Below are 17,690 nucleotides of genomic sequence, written 5' to 3'. Positions count from 1 at the left end.
CGTCCTCCAGCGTATGTCGGTCACTCAGGAAGCAGAGGTGCCCGGCCCCCAAAGGCGGGCACCGGCGTGTCCTACCCCGGCCGTCGCGTCGGTCCGCTCGCCGAGCTCCCGGCGGCGGCCTCTCCCGCCACTCTGAACTCCACCGCGACGACGCCGTCGACGCGTCGGCAGTGTTCCTCCAGCTCGGGGACGGAGACGCGGTCGGGGAGCGGGCCACTGAGGACGACATGCCCGTGCTCGACGTCCACCTGTACCGACGAGGGAGCCAGACCGAGTCCGTTGACCAGGGCCTCTTCGATGATCTCGGTTCGGATCGCCCGGTCCGTGCGGAGGAAGACCCGCAGCAGGTCGCTTCTGCTGACGACCCCGATCAGCCGCCCCGCGTCGTTGACGACCAGAAGCCGCTTGATACCCTGCCGGGCCATCACCCGGGCGGCGTCGACGACGCTCCAGCTCTCCCGGGCACAGACGGCGGGTGAGGTCATGAGCCCCGCCGCGTCCGTGGCGAACGCCTTGCCGCCGCCGGGCCGGGGCCGTTCCTCCTGCACGGGGGAACCGTCGGGGTCCGAGCCCCACATCTTCTGCAGGAGGTCCGCCTCGGACACCACCCCCACGGGGCGGTCCTCCTCGTCCACGACGGGCACCGCTGTGATGTCGTACTCCTGCAGCAGGTGGGCGATCTCCTTGAACGGTGTGCCGCGCTGGACGCGGACCACGGCGTCGCTCATCAGATCGCACACCTTCTGGTGCTTCATCAGGGGTCTTCTCCTCCGCTGCCGGCCTGCGTGGACCGGCGTCCGTCCTTCTTGCCTGTGAAACGACCCGCTTCCCCGGGGAGTGCCCCGATGTCACGCAGCGGGACTGATGAGGAGCAGGGCGATGTCGTCGCCCGGTGTGGGCGCGTGTCGTATGAGGGTGTCGGCCATGGCGTCGAGGTCGCTGGGGTCGGCGTGCTCGAGCAGTCCGGCGAGGGCCGCGATCGCGTCGTCGAGGTCGACTCCGGGGGCTTCGACGAGTCCGTCGGTGTAGAGGGCGAGCACGCTGCCGGGCGGCAGACCGAACTCCAGCGCCGGGTAGAGGGTGTCGGGCTCGATGCCGAGCAGGAGCCCGGGTGGTACCCGCAGGAGTTCGGTACGTCCGTCGGCATGGCGCACGAGGGGTGGCGGGTGGCCGGCGGTGGCCAGGCAGGCGCGGTGGGTGGCGAGGTCGAGATGGACGTAGACGCAGCTGGTGAACAGGCCGGGGTCCAGGTCGGTGAGCAGGCGGTTGGTGCGGGCGAGGACGTCGTCCGGGGTCGCCCCCACGGTGGCGTGGGCGTGGACGGCGGTGCGGACCTGCCCCATGAGCGCCGCGGCGTCCACGTTGTGGCCCTGCACGTCACCGATGGTCGCGCTGGCCGTGTGCTCGTCGAGGCGGATCAGGTCGTAGAAGTCGCCACCGATGCCCAGACCCCGGGCAGCCGGAAGGTAGCGGGCGGCGACCTTCAGGCCGGGCACGTGGGGGAGGGTGTGCGGCAGCAGGGCGGACTGCAGGCGGTGGGCGAGGTGGTGCTTGGCGTCGTAGAGACGGGCACGGTCCAGAGCCTGGCCGACCAGGCCGGCCAGTGAGGTGAGAGCGGCTCGTTCGCCGGGCGGGAAGGCGTGGGGCCGTTCGTAGGACAGCAGGAGGGACCCGATGGGGCGACCGGACGCGATCAACGGCAGTACGGCCCACGCGGCCATCCCGTCCTCGTGCACGGTGGCCGGGTAGGCGCGCCGCATCTCGGCGAAGGACGCGAAGAACCCCGGGACGCCGGTGGCCATGACGTCGGAGCCGGGGATGCCCGAGCTCAGGGGGACGCCGTCGAAACTGTCCATGAGTTCGGTGCGGTGACCGCGGTAGCCGCGGTGACCGAGGATCCTCAGGCGGCCGTCCTCCGCGGCCATCAGCACCATGGCCTGCGCCCCCAGCGCGGGCAGCAGCTGGTCGGCGGTCTGCTCGACCACGTCCTGGACACCTACGGCCTCGGTGAGGGTGGAGGCCAGGTGCATCAGGTGGTACAAGACGGTGGCGCGGCTGGGACCTGCCGTCGGCACGGACCCCGACGGAGGAGCGTCCTCGGCCGGGCCGCCGCGGGTGATGCGGACGCTGAGGCCGGTGGCGTCCGGGTACAGCTCGAAGGCCAGCCATGTCTCCGGGGGACGCAGGACGGTGAAGGCCTGGGGCCGGCGGCTGACCAGCGCGGCCCGGTAGCGGTCCTCGACGTGGGGGACGTCCATCCACGGCAGCGCCTCCCACGGCAGGGCACCCACCAGGCCGGCCCGGTCGGCACCGAGCAGGTCGGCCGCGGCCGGAGTCAGGAAGGTGATGCGTCCGTTGATGTCCAGCGCGCAGCACCCGCCCGGCAGGCGGTCGACGAAGGCCGACAGTGAGGCCGCCTCGCCGGGGGAGGGGGAGGGGGCGCGCACGGCGGGCGGCGGCACGGTCCGGGGCCGGTCCGCCGGCACCAGCGGGTCGCCGCGTTCCGCCGCCTGCTGAAGCAGCCCGCCCAGGTGGCGGCAGCCCCTTTGGACGACATCGCGTTCCTCGGGACTCAGCTGCGCCGGATGGGCCCCGGGCCACAGCAGCACCAGCCCGCCCCGAACGGTGGTACCCGAAGCGAGCGGCGTGGCCGCCAGCGCGAAGTCGTACGGCAGTACGAGCGCCGGTCGCGGATACCGGCGCGCCATCTCCTCCCGGCCGCCGACCCACACCAGGCGCCGCTCGCGGACGGCGTCCGCCACCGGCATCGGATCGGTCAGCGCGACGCGCCGCCACGGAGTGGCGAACTCCCGGGGGACCCCCGCCACCAGGACCTGCCAGAGGGCGTTGTCCCCCGGTGGCAGCACATACAACAGCCCTCCGAACGCCCCGCTCTCCCGCATCACGGCGGCCATCGCGGTGTCCATCAGAGGCCCGCCCGAATCCGCGCCGGCTCCGGCAGGGCTGTTCGACGCCAGCCACACCGAACATCGCACATATGAGGACACTACGCCCGTATCGCTGCGAAGGCATGCGAGGGCGGTGATGTGCCGGCGCACGGCCGGCGCCGACGGCGCGTGCGGGCGGCCGTGCGCGTGCGGGGCCGCCCTGCCGCTCCTAGGCTGGTGCTGCTCGGGGCTTGCTGCGGAGAGGTCTGTCCATGCCCCGGTCGATCTGGAGCGGTGCCATCTCGTTCGGACTCGTCACCGTGCCGATCCACGTGGTCGGCGCGACCGAGGACCACAGCATCCGGTTCCACCGGTACCACCTGGCGGACCAGGGGAGGATCCGGACCCGGAAGATCTGTGAGCTGGAGGACCGGGAGGTCGGTTCCGACGAGATCGGCCGGGGCTACGAGCTGACCAGGACACAGATCGTCCCGGTGACCGACGAGGACCTGCGCGAGCTGCCGTTGCCGGCCGTGAAGGCCATCGAGATCGTGGCGTTCGTCCCGCTGGCGTCCGTGGATCCGATCCGGATCGGCGACGGCTACTACCTGCAGCCCGACGGTCAGGTGGCCGGGAAGCCCTACAAGCTGCTGCGGCAGGCGCTGGCACGGTCGTCGAGGGTGGCGGTGGTGAGGTACGCGTGGTCGGGCCGGGAGCGGCTGGGCCTGCTGCGGGTGCGGGACGAGGCGATCGTGCTGCACGCGATGCGCTGGCCCGACGAGATCCGCGACCCCTCCTCCCTCACACCGCCTCCGGTCGAGGTGTCCGAGGAGGAGATCGAAGGAGCGCTCGCGCTGATGGACACGATGACCCGCGACGACCTGGAGGGCGAAGAGTTCCGGGACACCTACACGGACGCCGTCGCGGGGTTGATCGAGGCGAAGCGTGAGCACAGGGCGCCGCCGGCGGTGCCGGAGCGGGAGGAGCAGCCGGGGCAGGTGCTGGACCTGATGGCAGCCCTGCGGCAGTCCGTCTCCGAGGCGAAGGAGTCCCGGGGCGAGGGCGGGCACGCCGAGGTGCACGAACTGCCCGGACCGAAGAAGAAGGCCGCGGCCGAGAAGACACCCGCCAAGAAGGCACCTGGCAAGAAGGCACCCGCCAAAAAGGCCACGGCGAAGAATGCGACCGCGAAACAGACGACCGCGGCGAGGGATACGGCCGCGAAGAAGGCACCCGCCCGCAAACCCCCGGCCCGCAAGCCGAGAAGTGCCTAGCCGCCGCCTTCACGAGGTTGCCCCGCCTCCTCGGCAGGTCAGGCTCTCAGGCCATGCGGGTGAGCGTCACATGGGTGACCCCGCTGGGTGAGGAGACGGTCTCGACCGCATAGTCCTTCTCGAGGCCCTCCAGCCCGTCCCAGAGGCGTACGCCTCGGCCGAGCAGGATCGGGACCACCACGACGTGCAGGTGGTCGATGAGCCCGGCGGCCAGGAAGTCACGGACCACGGCGGGCCCTCCGCCGATGCGGACGTCCTGGCCGCCCGCGGCCTCGCGAGCCGCTGCGAGGGCCTCGTCGGGCGCCGCGTCGAGGAAGTGGAACGTCGTGCCGCCCTCCATCTCGATCGACGGGCGCGGATGGCGGGTGAGGACGAAGACCGGTGTGTGGAACGGCGGGTCGGTCCCCCACCACCCTCTCCACTCCGGCATCTGGTGCCATCCGGGAGGACCGAACTTCCCGGCGCCCATGATCTCGGCGCCGATCCCGGGCGTGAACCGCCGCGCGAAGGCGTCGTCGAGACCGCCGGTCCCGCCCGGCCGGTCCGTCATCTCGTGCCACCACCGAGTGGCGAACATCCACTCGTGCAGTCTTTCACCGGCGTGGCCGAACGGCTCGTCAAGGCTCTGGCCCTCACCGGTGCCGAAGCCGTCGAGCGAGACGGAGAAGTTGTGGACGTGGGAGCGTGACATGACGGGCGGCTCTTTCCTTCTGCCGGTCCGGCTCGGACTCGGTGGGATCGGCTCGGTCGCGCGGCGACGACGGTCGCCCCGCGATCCTGACGCCCCATGCCACTTCCTCCCGGGTCGCCCGGGTAAACACGGGATCAGTGGCCGTCGGCCGTCCGTGGGCCTGACCGATCGCGCGGTGGCGGGGCCGTCCCGGGCGGCTCTAGTTAGGTGCGCAGCAGCCGCTGCGTGATCTCCCGGTACTGCCGCAGCGCGATCCGGAGTTCCTCGGCCTGCGTGTCGGGATCCCCGTCCTGCCAGCTCTCGTGGAGGGCCTGGCGCCGCTGCGCGAGCGTGTTCACGAGGTGGGCGACGGCGTCGTCGAAGGCACCCTCTGCTTCTTCCAGCGATTGACGCGGAGTGTCGGCGAAGGTGTTGATGGCCTGGCGAAGGCGTAGCAGGACCGCGTCGCGTTCGTCCGACGGAAGGAGGGCGTCAGGCGCCGTGGAGTGGTGCTGGGGGCGGCGCGGGGTCTGGTCCGATGGCTGCCGTGCGCGTGTCTGGTCGTACATCGTCATCAGCCGCTTTCCTGGGTCGCTTGGATCACCGGATTCCCCGGGGCGGCATGGCTCTGCGCCGTACTGGTAGTCAACGCTCGATGGCGGTGTGTGTCAAAGCGGTGACTTCCGGTCGCCCTGGTCGGCCCGGCGGTTGAGCCGGACGGGTGAGCGCGGCTCGAGGAAGCGGACGCCCGAGGAAACGGGCGCCGAAGGCCACCGAGCTGATCACCGACGATGTCGGCGATGCGTGGCCGCCCGCTCTCGGGACCGGACCGGCGGCTCGCCCCCGGCGCCCTACCTCCGGGGTAATCGACCCTTCTCCCTCTCCCCGGCAGTATCAAGTGTGTCGACGGGAACCCCGCCGAAACCGGCCGCAGTCGCGAGGAGAGCAGGATGTCCGTGAAGCCCACCGTTGCCCAGGCGAGTCCCGTCGTCAACGCCACCCCGGTCGCCGAGGTCACCCGGGCCGTCGTGCGGGAGTTCCTGGCCGCCCGCGTCGCCGGGGACACCGGGCGGCTCGCCCAGCTCTTCGCCGACGAAGTCGACTGGCTGCTCGCCGAGAACCCCGCCGTTCCGTGGATCCGACCCCGCTCCACAGCCGCCGAATGTGCGGCACAGTTCACGGAGTTGATGGAGCACACCGTTCCCGAGGACGCGCGTGCCTCGGTGGACGCCTTCCTCGTCGACGGCACCGACGCCGTCCTGACGGGGCACCTGTCGGGGGTCGTACGTGCCACCGGAAAGCCTTTCGAGGGGCCGTTCGCGCTCCACCTCACCGTCGAGGACGGCCGGATCATCCGGCACCACCTCTACGAGAACAGCCTGTCCATCGCCGAGGCCTGCACTCCGTGACGGAGCTCGCTGGCCAGTGGAGTGTCACCGCGTAAGGGCGGCCCGGCCGAGCCTGGGCCGGCGGTTCGCGGAAAGCCACGGCCAGGACGGCTACTCCGGCGTGTACGAGCTGATGAGGGGCACGCGTCGCGTTCCGGGCACCGAACCGTCCGGTGGCGGCGGAAGCGTCCGCTCCGGCCCCCGGCCGCGCCCCGAGGCTTAGCGGCGTGTGTACCTGGAAACGACTACTCCCGAACGGTCGTCGCAACGACGGTCGGCCGACATGGGGAGGGGTCTTTCGTGGATGTGCCCTTATACCTGAGGCCGCGGGTGGACCAACCGCTCGCCTCACTGCTGGGGGCCGCACCATTGCTGCACTCGCTCGTGGACGCGCTCGGGTCTCCACTCAACGTGCTGCTCCCCGAGACCGTCGCCGCGAACGCCGAGCGCTTCCGGGCCGTCTACCGCCGCCACCATCTCGCCGGACGGGTGTACTTCGCGCACAAGGCGAACCGGTCCAGCGCCCTGGTGCGGCGGCTGGCGGCCGCGGAACCGGCCGCCGTCGGTGTCGACGTCGCCTCGCTGGAGGAACTGCGGCACGCACTGAGCTGCGGTTTCACCGGGGACCGCGTCATGGCGACCGGTCCCAAGGACCGTGAGTTCCTGTGGCTGGCGGCCCGCGTGGGAGCGACGGTGAACCTGGACTCGCCGGGCGAGCTGGAACAGCTCGCCCGGCTGGTACGCGAGTACGGACTCGGCCGGCCCCAGGTGCTGCTGCGCCTGTCCGGATTCGAGTCGGCCGCCGGCCACGGGGGAGCGGGCACCCGGATGCTGTCGCGCCGCAGTCGCTTCGGCACCCCGGCGCGGGACGTCGAGGCGCTCCTGGCGGCCGTGGAACGGCACGCGGACGCCGTCGAACTGACCGGCCTCGCCTACCACCTGGACACCACCGGCCTGGCCGAGAAGGGCCGGGCCCTGGAGCAGTGCGTGCTGCTCATGGACGAATGCCGGGCACGGGGCCTGGCGCCGCGTGCCGTCGACATCGGCGGCGGGTTCGGCGTCGGCTACGTCGCCGACGCCGAGGAATGGGAACGCTGGACGACGGCGCTCAGCGAGGCGGTCCTCGGTGGCCGCCCGCCCCTGACCTGGCGCGGCCACGGCTACGGGCTGCGCAACGAGGGCGGCACGGTGCGCGGGTCCGTCGCTCTGTACCCCGGCCACCGCCCCACCGCCGGCCCCGGCTACCTCGACGAACTCCTCACGCTGCCCGCACCGGTCCTGGGCCGCGGGCCGGGCACTCTGCTCCTGGAGCACCTCCACGACCTCCACATCGAACCCGGCCGTTCCCTGGTCGACCAGTGCGGGCTGTCGCTGGCCCGGGTGCTGGACGTGCGGCGCACGGGCGAGGACTCCGCCCCGTACCTGGTGCGCCTCGGCATGAACGCCGGGGACGTGAGTCTGGAGGAGCACGGAGTCCTCGTGGACCCCGTGCTGCTGCCCCGTGGCGAACCGGAGAAGGACGACGGCGAGGGGCCGGTCGGAGTCCACCTGGTCGGCAATCTGTGCCTGGAGGCCGATCTGATCACCCGCCGCCTGGTCTTCCTCCCCAGGCTGCCGCGCGCCGGCGACCTGCTGGCCTTCGCCAACACGGCCGGGTACGCCATGGACTTCCACGCCCACCACGCGCAACGGCAGCCCCTGGCCCGGACAGTGGCGGTGGAGAAGGACGGCGACTCCTGGCGCTGGTGCCTGGACGAGGACTACTGGCCGATCACACACCCGGGGGGAACGCCCGCATGAGGTACGACAGCATCACGGAGGCCATCGGCAACACACCGCTGGTGCGCATCGACCCCGCCGTGCACGGGCTGCGCAACATCGACCTCTACGCCAAGCTGGAGATGCTCAACCCCTTCGGCTCCGTCAAGGACCGGCCCGCCTGGCACATGGCCCGCCCCCACCTGGAGGGCGCGGCCGACGGGGAGGGGACCGTCGTGGAACTCTCCAGCGGCAACACGGCCAAGGCCCTCGCCCTGCTGGCCGGCATGCACGGACTGAGGTTCAAGAGCGTCACCAACCGGATGCGGGTGCCCGAGATCAAGGAGCTGCTCCTGCTCCTCGGCGCCGAGATCGAGGAGTTGCCGGGGCGCAGCGAGTGCCTCGACCCGACCGACACGGACGATCCGCTGACCCACTTCCACCAGACACTCACGGAGCCGGGAAGCACGTACCTGCACACCGATCAGTACTTCAACCCGCGCAACGTCGAGGCGCACGCGGAGGGGACCGGCCCCGAGATAGTCAAGGACCTCGACGGGCGGGCACCGGACTGGTTCGTCGCCTGCGTGGGCACGGCCGGTTCGTCGACCGGCGTCGCCGGGGTGCTGCGCGAACACGACCCGGACGTGCGGGTGCTCGGTCTGGTCGCCCACAAGTCGGACTTCATCCCCGGCATCCGCACCATCGACGAGGTCCATCAGGTCGGCCTGTTCGACCCGGCCACGTACGACACCATCGAGTCCGTCACCTCGGCCGAGGCCGTCGACGGGATGCTCACCCTCATCCGCCGCTGCGGACTGCTGACGGGACCGACCGGGGGCGCCGCCTACCAGGGCGCGGTCCGGCATCTGCGGGACGCCGACGCGGCGTTGGAGGGCTCGGGGCGCCGGGAGACCGCGGTGTTCATCGTGTGCGACCGGGCGGAGAGCTATCTGAGTTACGTGCGCGCACGCCGCCCCGAGCTGCTGGGCAGGGCGAGCCGCGGGCCCACCCTCGCGACCCTCACCGAGGACGAGGTGCGGACGGGCGGCCGGTCCGCGACCGTGGACGAGGCCCGCCGCTGGATCACGCAGGGAGATCCCCGGCCGCTCGTCGTCGATCTGCGCAGCCCGCACGCCTACGCCGCCCTGCACATCGAGGGCTCGGTCAACATCGTCGACGAGCTGTTCGAGGAACTCGTCCGCGGTGGGCTCCCCTTCAGCAAGCGGACACCGGTACTGCTCGCCTGTCCCGTCGGCGAGAGGTCACTGCGCTACGCCGCCCTGCTGACGCGCCTGGGCCACCCCGACGTGCGCAGCCTGACCGGGGGAATCGTCGCCTGGCGGGACGCGGGCGCACCGCTGGTGCGGGAATGAGCGCGACCGGCCCGCTCCCCGGGGCGGAACACGAGGAGAACAGCGGCCGGGACGCCGACTGGCAACGGGAACTGAGGGAGCAGTTCCCCATCGTCACCGCACATCCGGGGTCGGTCTACCTCGACAGCGCGGCGACGTCCCAGAAGCCGAGAGCCGTACTGGACGCCGTCCAGGCCTACGTCACGACGTCGAACGCCAACGCGGGCCGCGGCACCTACCCCTGGGCCAACCGGACCACGGAGCTGGTGGAAGGGACCCGCGAGCGGGTCAAGGAGTTCCTCCACGACCCGGAACCGGACCACTCCGCCGTCCACTTCACCAGCGGCACCACCGAGGGGCTGCGCACCGTCGCCCACGACTGGCTGATGCCGTACCTCGCCGACGGCGACGAGATCCTCGTGCCGTTCGCCGACCACCGGGCCAATCTGGACCCCTGGCTCGAGACGCGGCGGCTGCTCGCAGCCCGCGGCGTCGAGGTACACGTGCGCGCCCTGCCCTACCAGGCGGTCTCGGGCGACTACGACCACCGAGCCCTCGGCGACCTCGTCGGTCCGCGGACCCGTTTCGTGGCCGCCACGCACGTCCACCACGTCTACGGCGGTGACATGAACGTCCACCGCATCCGCGCGGCGGTCGGCCCGGACGTGCCGATCTGCCTGGACGCCGCCCAGAGCGTCGGCCACCTGCCCGTCGACCTGGCCGATCCCGCGCTCGACGTCGACTTCGTGGTCTTCTCGGGGCACAAGGCGATGGCCCTGCCGGGTACCGGAGCGGTCTGGGCACGCAACACGCGGGGGCCCGCGTTCCGGCCGGCCGGATGGCAGGGCACGCCCAACACGGTGGGCATCGTGTCGTTGCGGGCGGCGCTCGACTGGCTGGAGACGGCCGGTCTCGACCGGGTCGCCCGCTGGACCGCCGGCCTCACGACGCGGCTGACCGACCGACTGAGGAACCTCGACGCGTACGAGATCCTCGGCTGTCCCACCAGTCTGGCCGCCGGCTCCGCGCTCCCCACGGCCCAGCGCCGTCACGGCATCGTCACCTTCCGGCACCACGACATCCCGTCCGACGACCTCGGGTTCATCCTCTACAGCCACGGCTTCATGGTGCGGGCCGACAGCCTCTGCCAGGCCGGCGCGGCCGAGAAGGACGGGTCGGTGCGCGTGAGCCCGCACGTCTACACCACGGGGGAGGAAATCGACCGCCTGTTCGCCGTACTGGCGTCATTGGCGTGAAGCGCGAGCCATATGGCAAGTGATAACCGTTTCCACCTGTAGATTCGGTCCCGTCCGCGACGGGTGAGAGACGGAAGAGGTGGCGCGACCAGATGGGCATCAGCATGGCGATGGCCAGGACGTGGGTGGAGCGCTGGGAGCGACAGCAGCAGCGCTACGCCGTGGACCGCGAGGAGCGGTTCACGGTGATCACGGATGTCGTCGAGTACGTGACGGCCGGCCGTACCCGGCCGCTCCTGCTCGACCTCGGCTGCGGTCCCGGCTCCCTGGCCGCCAGACTCGCCGGCCGCCTGCCGGACGCGGAGATCGTCGCCGCCGACATGGATCCGCTGCTGCTGGAGCTGGGACGGACCCACCACGCGGACGCCGCCCGCTATGTAGACACCGTGATCGGCGCCGACGGCTGGACCGACGACCTCGGGCTGGAACGCCCCCTGGACGCGGCCGTCTCGACGACGGCTCTGCACTACCTGCCCGAACCGGTCCTCCTGGACACGTACCGCCGTCTCGCCGCCCTGCTGCGGCCCGGCGGCGTACTGGTCAACGGCGACCACTTCCCGCCCGACGAAGCACCCTGCTCGGACATCACCGCCTACGTGGGCCGTCGCCGCGCGGAGCGGACGGGCGGCCACACTCACGAGGACTGGCGGGAATGGTGGGCCGCGGCGGCCCGGGATCCCGAACTGGCCGACCTGTTCGCCGAGCGAACCCAGCGCCGTGCGGCCCAAGAGGGGACCGGGGCCGACGAGGACCTCGCGGCGGACCGCCACGCCGAGTTGCTCCGACGGGCGGGCTTCCGGCATGTCACGCCGGTCTGGCAGTTCGGCGACAGCGCCGTTCTGGTGGCGGTCAGGGGCGACTGACCCCACGCGGGTTCACTGGCCGGCCCTGCAGTCCCGGTCTCCCAGGCCGATGGTGGCAGCCCGTTCACCGGCACGGCGGAGCGGAAGACCACGGGCATCGGGCGGCACGGATGTCCTCCTGAGGGTTGAGGGCCCGGTGGCGCGGTTCGTCCGTACTGGCCGGCAGCCTTTGCTCCCATTCGATGACGTAGCGGCCGGTTTCACGTGAAACGCTGGATATGTCAGCAGGTCAGAGGCCCTGCGGGGCCCGGGCCGCTCACGGGGACAGGGTAAGGAGCCACGGGATCATGACGTCCACAGCGCAACCCTTCGACCGTGTCAACGTCACCCACGAATGGGGAGTCCTGAAGGAGGCCGTGGTCGGCCGTGTCATCGACTTCCGCGTTCCGGAGCGGCTCGGTGCGGGTCTGCCGGACTCACTGCGTTTCCTGCCCGGCCCCACCCGCCGGGACCTGCCGGGCTGGGCGGGAAGGCTCTGGTCCGAAGCGGACCCGGAGGGATACACGAGAAGTGTCGAGCAGATCGACGGACTGGTCCGCTTCCTGACCGGCCGCGGAGTGAGCGTGCACAGACCGCGGGAGCTGACCGAACACGAACTGGGCGTGTACGAGAACGACGGCGACCGGTTCAGCATGCAGACCTTCGTCCGTGATCCGATGATCGTCGTCGGCGACCACGTGATCGAGGCCGCCCTGCGGCTGCCGGCCCGTTTCAAGGAGCGTTTCGGTCTGCGTCCCGTCTTCGAGGAGGCCGTGTCCCGCGGCGCCCGCCACTCGGTGATGCCGCCGCCGTCGCCGGTGGCGGTGCCGGAGCTCGCGTCGGCGACGGGTCCCTTCCTCGAAGGCGGTGACGTCATGGTCCTCGGCCGGGACATCCTCGTCGGCCAAGGCCGGGGCGGAGCGGCGTCCGACGCCAAGGGCGCGCGGTGGCTGGCGCGGCTGCTCGGGGACGGCTACCGCGTCCACGAGGTGCCGGTCAGTGACCAGGTGATCCATCTGGACGACGGCCTCACCGCCGTCCGTGAGGGGCTGGCGGTGGTCTGCCGTGAGCAGTTCGTCGACGGGGTGCCGGTGCCGGTCGCCGACTGGGACCTGATCGACATCGGCCTGCGGGCCGCCGTGGACCTCCTCGCGGGGAACAGCCTCGTCATGGGCCCCGGGGAGGTGCTCGTCGACGAACGTCTGACAGGACTCGCCGAAGCGCTGACCGCGCGGAACGTCACCGTTCACACGCTTCCCTTCGACGCGGTGACCGCGTTCGCCGGTGGCTTCCGCTGCGCGCATCATCCTCTGGTCCGCGAATTGGAAGGGTGACCGGGCGGCCGGGCGGCGTTCTGCCGTGCCGATGGCCGTTTGCGGTCGTGCCCGCGGCCGGCGCCCGGCCGGCGCCCGGCCGGCGCCCGCGGCGCCCCTGTCGGTGTCCGTGGCGCCCCTGTCTCTCGGCCCGGTCCCGTGCGCGCCGTCGGTCCCGGGCAGGCGGCCGGCCGGTGCCGCCCGCCCGGCCGGACACGGGGCCCGGGCCGACCGCGTAGGCGAGAAAGCTAGCCCAACCAGGTCACATCCCCACCCAACCCTCCCTCGACCGGTGCGTCCGCATGACCGGCGCGGGTCCCTCCGACGATGTTGGTGCCAGGTGTGCCGTGCCGGTGGCTGCGTCGGCACCGGACGGGTACGAGCGAGGGAGCCTGCGATGCCGGAACTGTTCATCGACGGCGAGTGGACGGGCGCCGTGAACGGCGCACGCCGGGACGTGGTCAACCCCTTCGACGCGTCCGTCGTCCAGCAGGTGGACGACGCCGACGAGGCCGACGTCGACCGGGCCGTACGAGCCGCCCGGCAGGCGTTCGACCGGGGCGACTGGCCGGCGGCGCCCACCCGGGAGCGGGCCGACGTGCTGCTCAGGGTGTCGCGGTTCCTCCTGCGCGACCAGGAAGAGATCGCCCGCGTCGAAACCCTCGACACCGGCAAGACGCTCGCCGAGGCGCGCATCGACATCGAGGACGTCTCGAACGCGTTCCGCTACTTCGCCGAGATCGCCGACAAGGACGGCGGCCGGGTCGTGGACGTCGGCCCCGATGTACTCAGCCGGGTCACCTACCACCCCCTCGGCGTCTGCGCCCTCATCGCACCGTGGAACTACCCGCTGCTGCAGGCCTCCTGGAAGGTCGCCCCCGCCCTGGCGGCGGGCAACACCTTCGTGCTCAAGCCCAGCGAGACGACCCCCCTGTCCACGATCCACATGCTCCGGCTGATCGCCGAGGCGGGAGCGCCGTCCGGGGTCGCGAACCTGGTGCTCGGCCCGGGCGGCACCGTGGGCGCGGCGATGTCCTCCCACCCCGAGGTGGACCTGGTCTCCTTCACCGGCGGCCTGGCCACCGGACGCCGGATCATGGAGGCGTGCGCGCCCGGCGTGAAGAACCTCGCCCTGGAGCTCGGCGGCAAGAACCCCAACGTGGTCTTCGCCGACTGCGACTTCGACGCCGCCGTCGACCACGCCCTCGAAGCCTCGTTCCTCCACTCGGGGCAGGTCTGCTCGGCGGGCTCGCGGCTCCTCGTCGAGGACAGCCTGCACGACCGTTTCGTCGAGCGGCTGGCCACCCGCGCGCAGACCATCCGGCTCGGCAGCGGCCTCGAGCCGACGACCGAGAGCGGGCCGCTCAGTTCGGCGCAGCACCGGGAGAAGGTCGAAGGCTATCTGGAGATCGCCCGGGACGAGGGCGCCCGACTGGTCTGCGGCGGCCGTCGCCCGGACGACCCCGAGCTGTCCCGAGGCTTCTTCCTGCTGCCCACCGTCTACGCCGACTGCGACCGCTCGATGCGCATTGTGCGGGAGGAGGTCTTCGGCCCGGTCGTCACGGTGGAACGCTTCCGTACCGAGGAGGAGGCCGTCGAACTGGCCAATGACACCCGCTACGGCCTGGCCGGCGGCGTTTGGACGAACGACGCGAGCCGCGCCCAGCGGGTCGCCGGCCGGCTGCGGCACGGCACGGTCTGGATCAACGACTTCCACCCCTACGTACCGCAGGCCGAATGGGGCGGCTTCGGCCGTTCCGGTATCGGCCGGGAACTCGGGCCCACCGGCCTGCGCGAATACCAGGAGGCCAAGCACATCTACCAGAACCTGCGGCCGGCTGTCTCCGGCTGGTTCAAGGGCTGAGCGGGCAGGGCGAGAGAGAAGGCGACGCCATGGACGACGAGACGACGACCTACGACTACGTGATCATCGGTGGCGGTACGGCCGGCTGCGTACTGGCCGCACGGCTGAGCGAGGACCCGGCCAGCCGTGTCTGCGTGGTGGAGGGCGGCCCCAGCGATGTCGGCGACGAACGCATCCTGCGGCTCCGCAACTGGATCAACCTGCTCGGTTCCGAGTTCGACTACGGCTACACCACCGAGGAGCAGCCGCGCGGCAACTCACACATTCTGCACTCCCGCGCCCGCGTGCTCGGCGGCTGTTCCTCGCACAACACGCTGATCAGCTTCCTGCCGTTCCCGCAGGACCTCGACGAGTGGGTGGAGCGGGGCTGCGCCGGGTGGGAGCCCCGGACGATTCTGCCGTACCGGACACGGCTGCAGAACACGATCGTGCCCGTCGGTGCCGACGACCGCAACGCGATCGCCGAGGACTTCGTCACGGCGGCCACCGCCCGGCTCGGCGTACCGCGCGTCGATGACTTCAACGCCCGCCCCTTCACCGACGGCGCAGGCTTCTTCTCCCTCGCGTACGACCCGGCGACCAACACCCGCTCCTCCGCCTCCGTCGCCTACCTGCACCCCGTCCTGGACCGACCGAACCTGACGCTGCGTCTGGAGACGTGGGCGTACCGGCTGCTGCCGGACAGCGAGGGCCGTTTCACCCGCGTCCAGGTGCGCAACGCCGACGGCTCCCTCTCGACGCTGGAGGCGGACGCCGAGGTGCTTCTGTGCGCCGGGGCGATCGACACGCCCCGACTGCTCATGCTCTCCGGCATCGGCCCGGCCGGCCAACTGCGCGACCTGGGCATCGAGGTCCGCGCCGACCTGCCAGGGGTGGGGGAGAACCTGCTGGACCACCCCGAGTCGGTAATGGTGTGGGAGACCCGTGAACCGCTCCCGCCCAACTCGGCCATGGACTCCGACGCCGGCCTCTTCCTGCGCCGCGACCCGGCGGGCGGTCCGCGCCCGGACCTGATGTTCCACTTCTACCAGGTGCCGTTCACCACCAACACCGAACGGCTGGGCTACCCCGTCCCCGAGCACGGCGTCTGCATGACCCCGAACGTCCCGCGCGCCCGTTCCGTCGGCCGCATGTGGCTGCGCAGCGCGGATCCGGACGTCAAACCGGCCCTGGACTTCCGCTACTTCACCGACCCGGACGGGCACGACGAGCGCACGATCGTCGACGGCCTGCGGATCGCACGCGAAGTGGCGTCCACGGCCCCGCTCAGCGACTGGCTGCTGCGTGAGGTGGCACCGGGACCGGACGTACGCTCGGACGCCGACCTGTCCGAGTACGGGCGCCGCGCCGCCCACACCGTCTATCACCCGGCAGGCACCTGCCGGATGGGCGCCGAGGACGACCCCATGGCCGTCGTCGACCCCCAGCTGCGGCTGCGTGGACACGACGGGCTGCGGATCGTGGACGCGTCCGTCTTCCCCACCATGCCGACCATCAACCCGATGGTCACCGTGCTGCTCGCCGCCGAACGCGCGGCGGACCTCATCACGGCCAGGCCGGCCCCGCGGCCGACGGCTCTGGAAGGGTAGACCCGACGACCGTTCCCGGAACCCCGGACGACACCGCGGCATCACGCAGCCGCCCCCGCGCGGCGCCGCGCGTGAGCCCGACCCCGGCTTCCCGTATCAGCGGAGGCCGGGGACGGGTTCGTGTGGTAGTCGTCCGTGACCGACGCGGGCAGCGCCCCGGTCTCCACCCCGTACAGGGGACAGTGCCCGCAGGACGGTGCCGTCCGACCGGGATCCGGAGCAGCCGGCCCCAGCCGGGCTGCGGTGCTCAGGCCGCCGTCGGACACCTGCACGCCGGCCGGGTAGGGCGCGGAGAACCGGTCGAACTGGGTGATGTTCAGCCACAGCGAGGACCCGAGCGCGACCCGTCAGCGACGCCGACGGGAGTTGAGCCGGGCCGCCTGACGCGTCAGATGGTCGCGCTCGGCCAGGTTGGGTGCCCTCCGGGCGGCCTCGGCGTACAACTGCGCCGCGGTCACCGGGTCGCCGTCGCGCTCATGCAGGTACGCCGCCACCGCGGTGTGGCGGGGCAGCGAGGCGTCCAGCGCGGCGAGCGCGGCGAGGCCGGCACGTGGCCCGTCGGCCTCACCGACGGCCACCGCACGGTTGAGCCGCACGACCGGGCTGTCGGTCAGCCGCGCGAGCTCGTCGTACCACTCGACGATCTGCACCCAGTCGGTCTCCTCGGTGGTGGGCGCGTCGGCGTGGAGCGCCGCGACGGCGGCCTGGGCCTGGAACTCACCCAGCCGGTCGCGGGCGAGGGCCGCCTGCAGGATCGCCACGCCCTCGGCGATCGACTCGGTGTCCCATCGGACGCGGTCCTGCTCGGCCAGCGGCACCAGGCTGCCGTCGGGCGCCGTCCGGGCGGCGCGCCGGGCATGGTGCAGCAGCATGAGGGCGAGCAGCCCCGCCACCTCGGGATGGTCGACCGCGGCCGCGAGCTGCCGGGTGAGCCGGACGGCCTCGGCGGCGAGGTCGACGTCCCCGGAGTAGCCCTCGTTGAAGACCAGGTAGAGAACGCGCAGCACGGTGGCGACGTCGCCGGGCCGGTCGAACCGCACTCCGGAGACGGTGCGCTTTGCCCGGCTGATCCGCTGCGCCATGGTCGCCTCCGGCACCAGGTAGGCCCGGGCGATCTGGCGCGTGGTCAGCCCGCCGACGGCGCGCAGCGTGAGGGCGACCGCGGACGACGGCGTCAGCGACGGGTGGGCGCACAGGAAGTACAGCTGGAGGGTGTCGTCCGCTGCCGCCGCGGGCCCGGGCGCCGGCTCCTCGTCGACGAGGTCCTCACGGCGGCGGCGGGCCAGGTCCGCCCGGGTCGCGTCGAGGAACCGCCGCCAGGCCACGGTGACCAGCCAGCCCTTGGGGTCCCGGGGAGGGTCGGCCGGCCAGACGCGGACCGCCTCGAGCAGCGCGTCCTGCACGGCGTCCTCGGCCGCCGCGAAGTCGGCTCCGCGGCGGACGAGGATGCCGAGCACGCTCGGCGTGAGGCTTCGGAGCAGGGCCTCGTTCAT

General features: G+C 72.0%; 14 protein-coding genes and 1 pseudogene. 9 read left to right on the top strand and 6 right to left on the bottom strand.

The features are described from left to right. Positions 1-71 precede the first annotated feature (71 nt). Both ABEA26_RS00205 and ABEA26_RS00200 read right to left on the bottom strand, forming a co-directional pair. Positions 72-755, bottom strand: coding sequence for a CBS domain-containing protein (locus tag ABEA26_RS00205; RefSeq protein ID WP_345587989.1), 684 nt, complete (start codon positions 753-755; stop codon positions 72-74). Positions 756-848: 93 nt separating this feature from the next. Next, a complete protein-coding gene (locus ABEA26_RS00200) occupies positions 849-2,927 on the bottom strand; it encodes a SpoIIE family protein phosphatase (RefSeq protein ID WP_345587988.1) in 2,079 nt (692 codons plus the stop codon). A gap of 233 nt (positions 2,928-3,160) precedes the next feature. On the opposite strand from ABEA26_RS00200, the gene ku reads away from it, so the two are divergent. Further along, a complete protein-coding gene (gene ku, locus ABEA26_RS00195) occupies positions 3,161-4,162 on the top strand; it encodes a non-homologous end joining protein Ku (protein ID WP_345587987.1) in 1,002 nt (333 codons plus the stop codon). Between the two features lie 46 nt (positions 4,163-4,208). Here the strand turns inward: ku and ABEA26_RS00190 are convergent, their stop codons facing one another. Together ABEA26_RS00190 and ABEA26_RS00185 are read right to left on the bottom strand one after the other, a co-directional pair. Next, positions 4,209-4,853 (bottom strand): dihydrofolate reductase family protein, encoded by a 645-nt coding sequence (locus ABEA26_RS00190; protein WP_345587985.1) that lies wholly within the window; start codon positions 4,851-4,853, stop codon positions 4,209-4,211. 203 nt (positions 4,854-5,056) lie between these two features. Then, the gene (locus tag ABEA26_RS00185; protein ID WP_345588154.1) at positions 5,057-5,401 is read right to left on the bottom strand and encodes a hypothetical protein; all 345 of its coding nucleotides are present in this window, start codon (positions 5,399-5,401) and stop codon (positions 5,057-5,059) included. A 381-nt stretch (positions 5,402-5,782) separates the two neighbouring features. Between ABEA26_RS00185 and ABEA26_RS00180 the strand changes: the two genes are divergently transcribed. From ABEA26_RS00180 to ABEA26_RS00145, 8 genes are all read left to right on the top strand, one after another. Next, a complete protein-coding gene (locus tag ABEA26_RS00180) occupies positions 5,783-6,241 on the top strand; it encodes a nuclear transport factor 2 family protein (RefSeq protein WP_345587983.1) in 459 nt (152 codons plus the stop codon). A gap of 279 nt (positions 6,242-6,520) precedes the next feature. Further along, entirely contained in the window at positions 6,521-8,020 is a 1,500-nt protein-coding gene (locus ABEA26_RS00175; RefSeq protein WP_345587982.1) for a Y4yA family PLP-dependent enzyme, read from the top strand. After that, on the top strand, positions 8,017-9,354 hold the full coding sequence (locus tag ABEA26_RS00170; RefSeq protein WP_345587980.1) for a pyridoxal-phosphate dependent enzyme: 1,338 nt from the start codon (positions 8,017-8,019) through the stop codon (positions 9,352-9,354). The genes ABEA26_RS00175 and ABEA26_RS00170 overlap by 4 nt, the downstream gene beginning before the upstream one ends. Continuing rightward, positions 9,351-10,589, top strand: a complete 1,239-nt coding sequence (locus ABEA26_RS00165) for an aminotransferase class V-fold PLP-dependent enzyme (RefSeq protein WP_345587978.1) — start codon at positions 9,351-9,353, stop codon at positions 10,587-10,589. Before ABEA26_RS00170 ends, ABEA26_RS00165 begins: the two co-directional genes overlap by 4 nt. 92 nt (positions 10,590-10,681) lie before the next feature. Next, positions 10,682-11,452, top strand: a complete 771-nt coding sequence (locus ABEA26_RS00160) for a class I SAM-dependent methyltransferase (RefSeq protein WP_345587976.1) — start codon at positions 10,682-10,684, stop codon at positions 11,450-11,452. Between the two features lie 287 nt (positions 11,453-11,739). Beyond that, positions 11,740-12,765: an amidinotransferase gene (locus ABEA26_RS00155; RefSeq protein WP_345587974.1), complete on the top strand. Its 1,026-nt coding sequence runs from the start codon at positions 11,740-11,742 to the stop codon at positions 12,763-12,765. Between the two features lie 376 nt (positions 12,766-13,141). After that, positions 13,142-14,608 carry an aldehyde dehydrogenase family protein gene (locus ABEA26_RS00150; RefSeq protein WP_345587972.1) on the top strand — a complete coding sequence of 489 codons (1,467 nt, stop codon included), beginning with the start codon at positions 13,142-13,144 and terminating at the stop codon, positions 14,606-14,608. Between the two features lie 29 nt (positions 14,609-14,637). After that, positions 14,638-16,197, top strand: coding sequence for a GMC family oxidoreductase (locus ABEA26_RS00145; protein ID WP_345587970.1), 1,560 nt, complete (start codon positions 14,638-14,640; stop codon positions 16,195-16,197). Between the two features lie 125 nt (positions 16,198-16,322). Here ABEA26_RS00145 and ABEA26_RS00140 read toward each other — a convergent pair. Next, positions 16,323-16,529 (bottom strand): annotated as a pseudogene (locus ABEA26_RS00140) (sugar hydrolase); the annotation flags it as partial. Between the two features lie 15 nt (positions 16,530-16,544). Then, positions 16,545-17,690, bottom strand: a complete 1,146-nt coding sequence (locus ABEA26_RS00135; protein ID WP_345588153.1) for an RNA polymerase sigma factor — start codon at positions 17,688-17,690, stop codon at positions 16,545-16,547.

This window comes from Streptomyces marokkonensis (genome assembly GCF_039539045.1).
GTDB lineage: Bacteria > Actinomycetota > Actinomycetes > Streptomycetales > Streptomycetaceae > Streptomyces > Streptomyces marokkonensis.
Note: the sequence above shows the minus strand (reverse complement) of the source record. Positions and strands in the feature narration are given on the sequence as shown.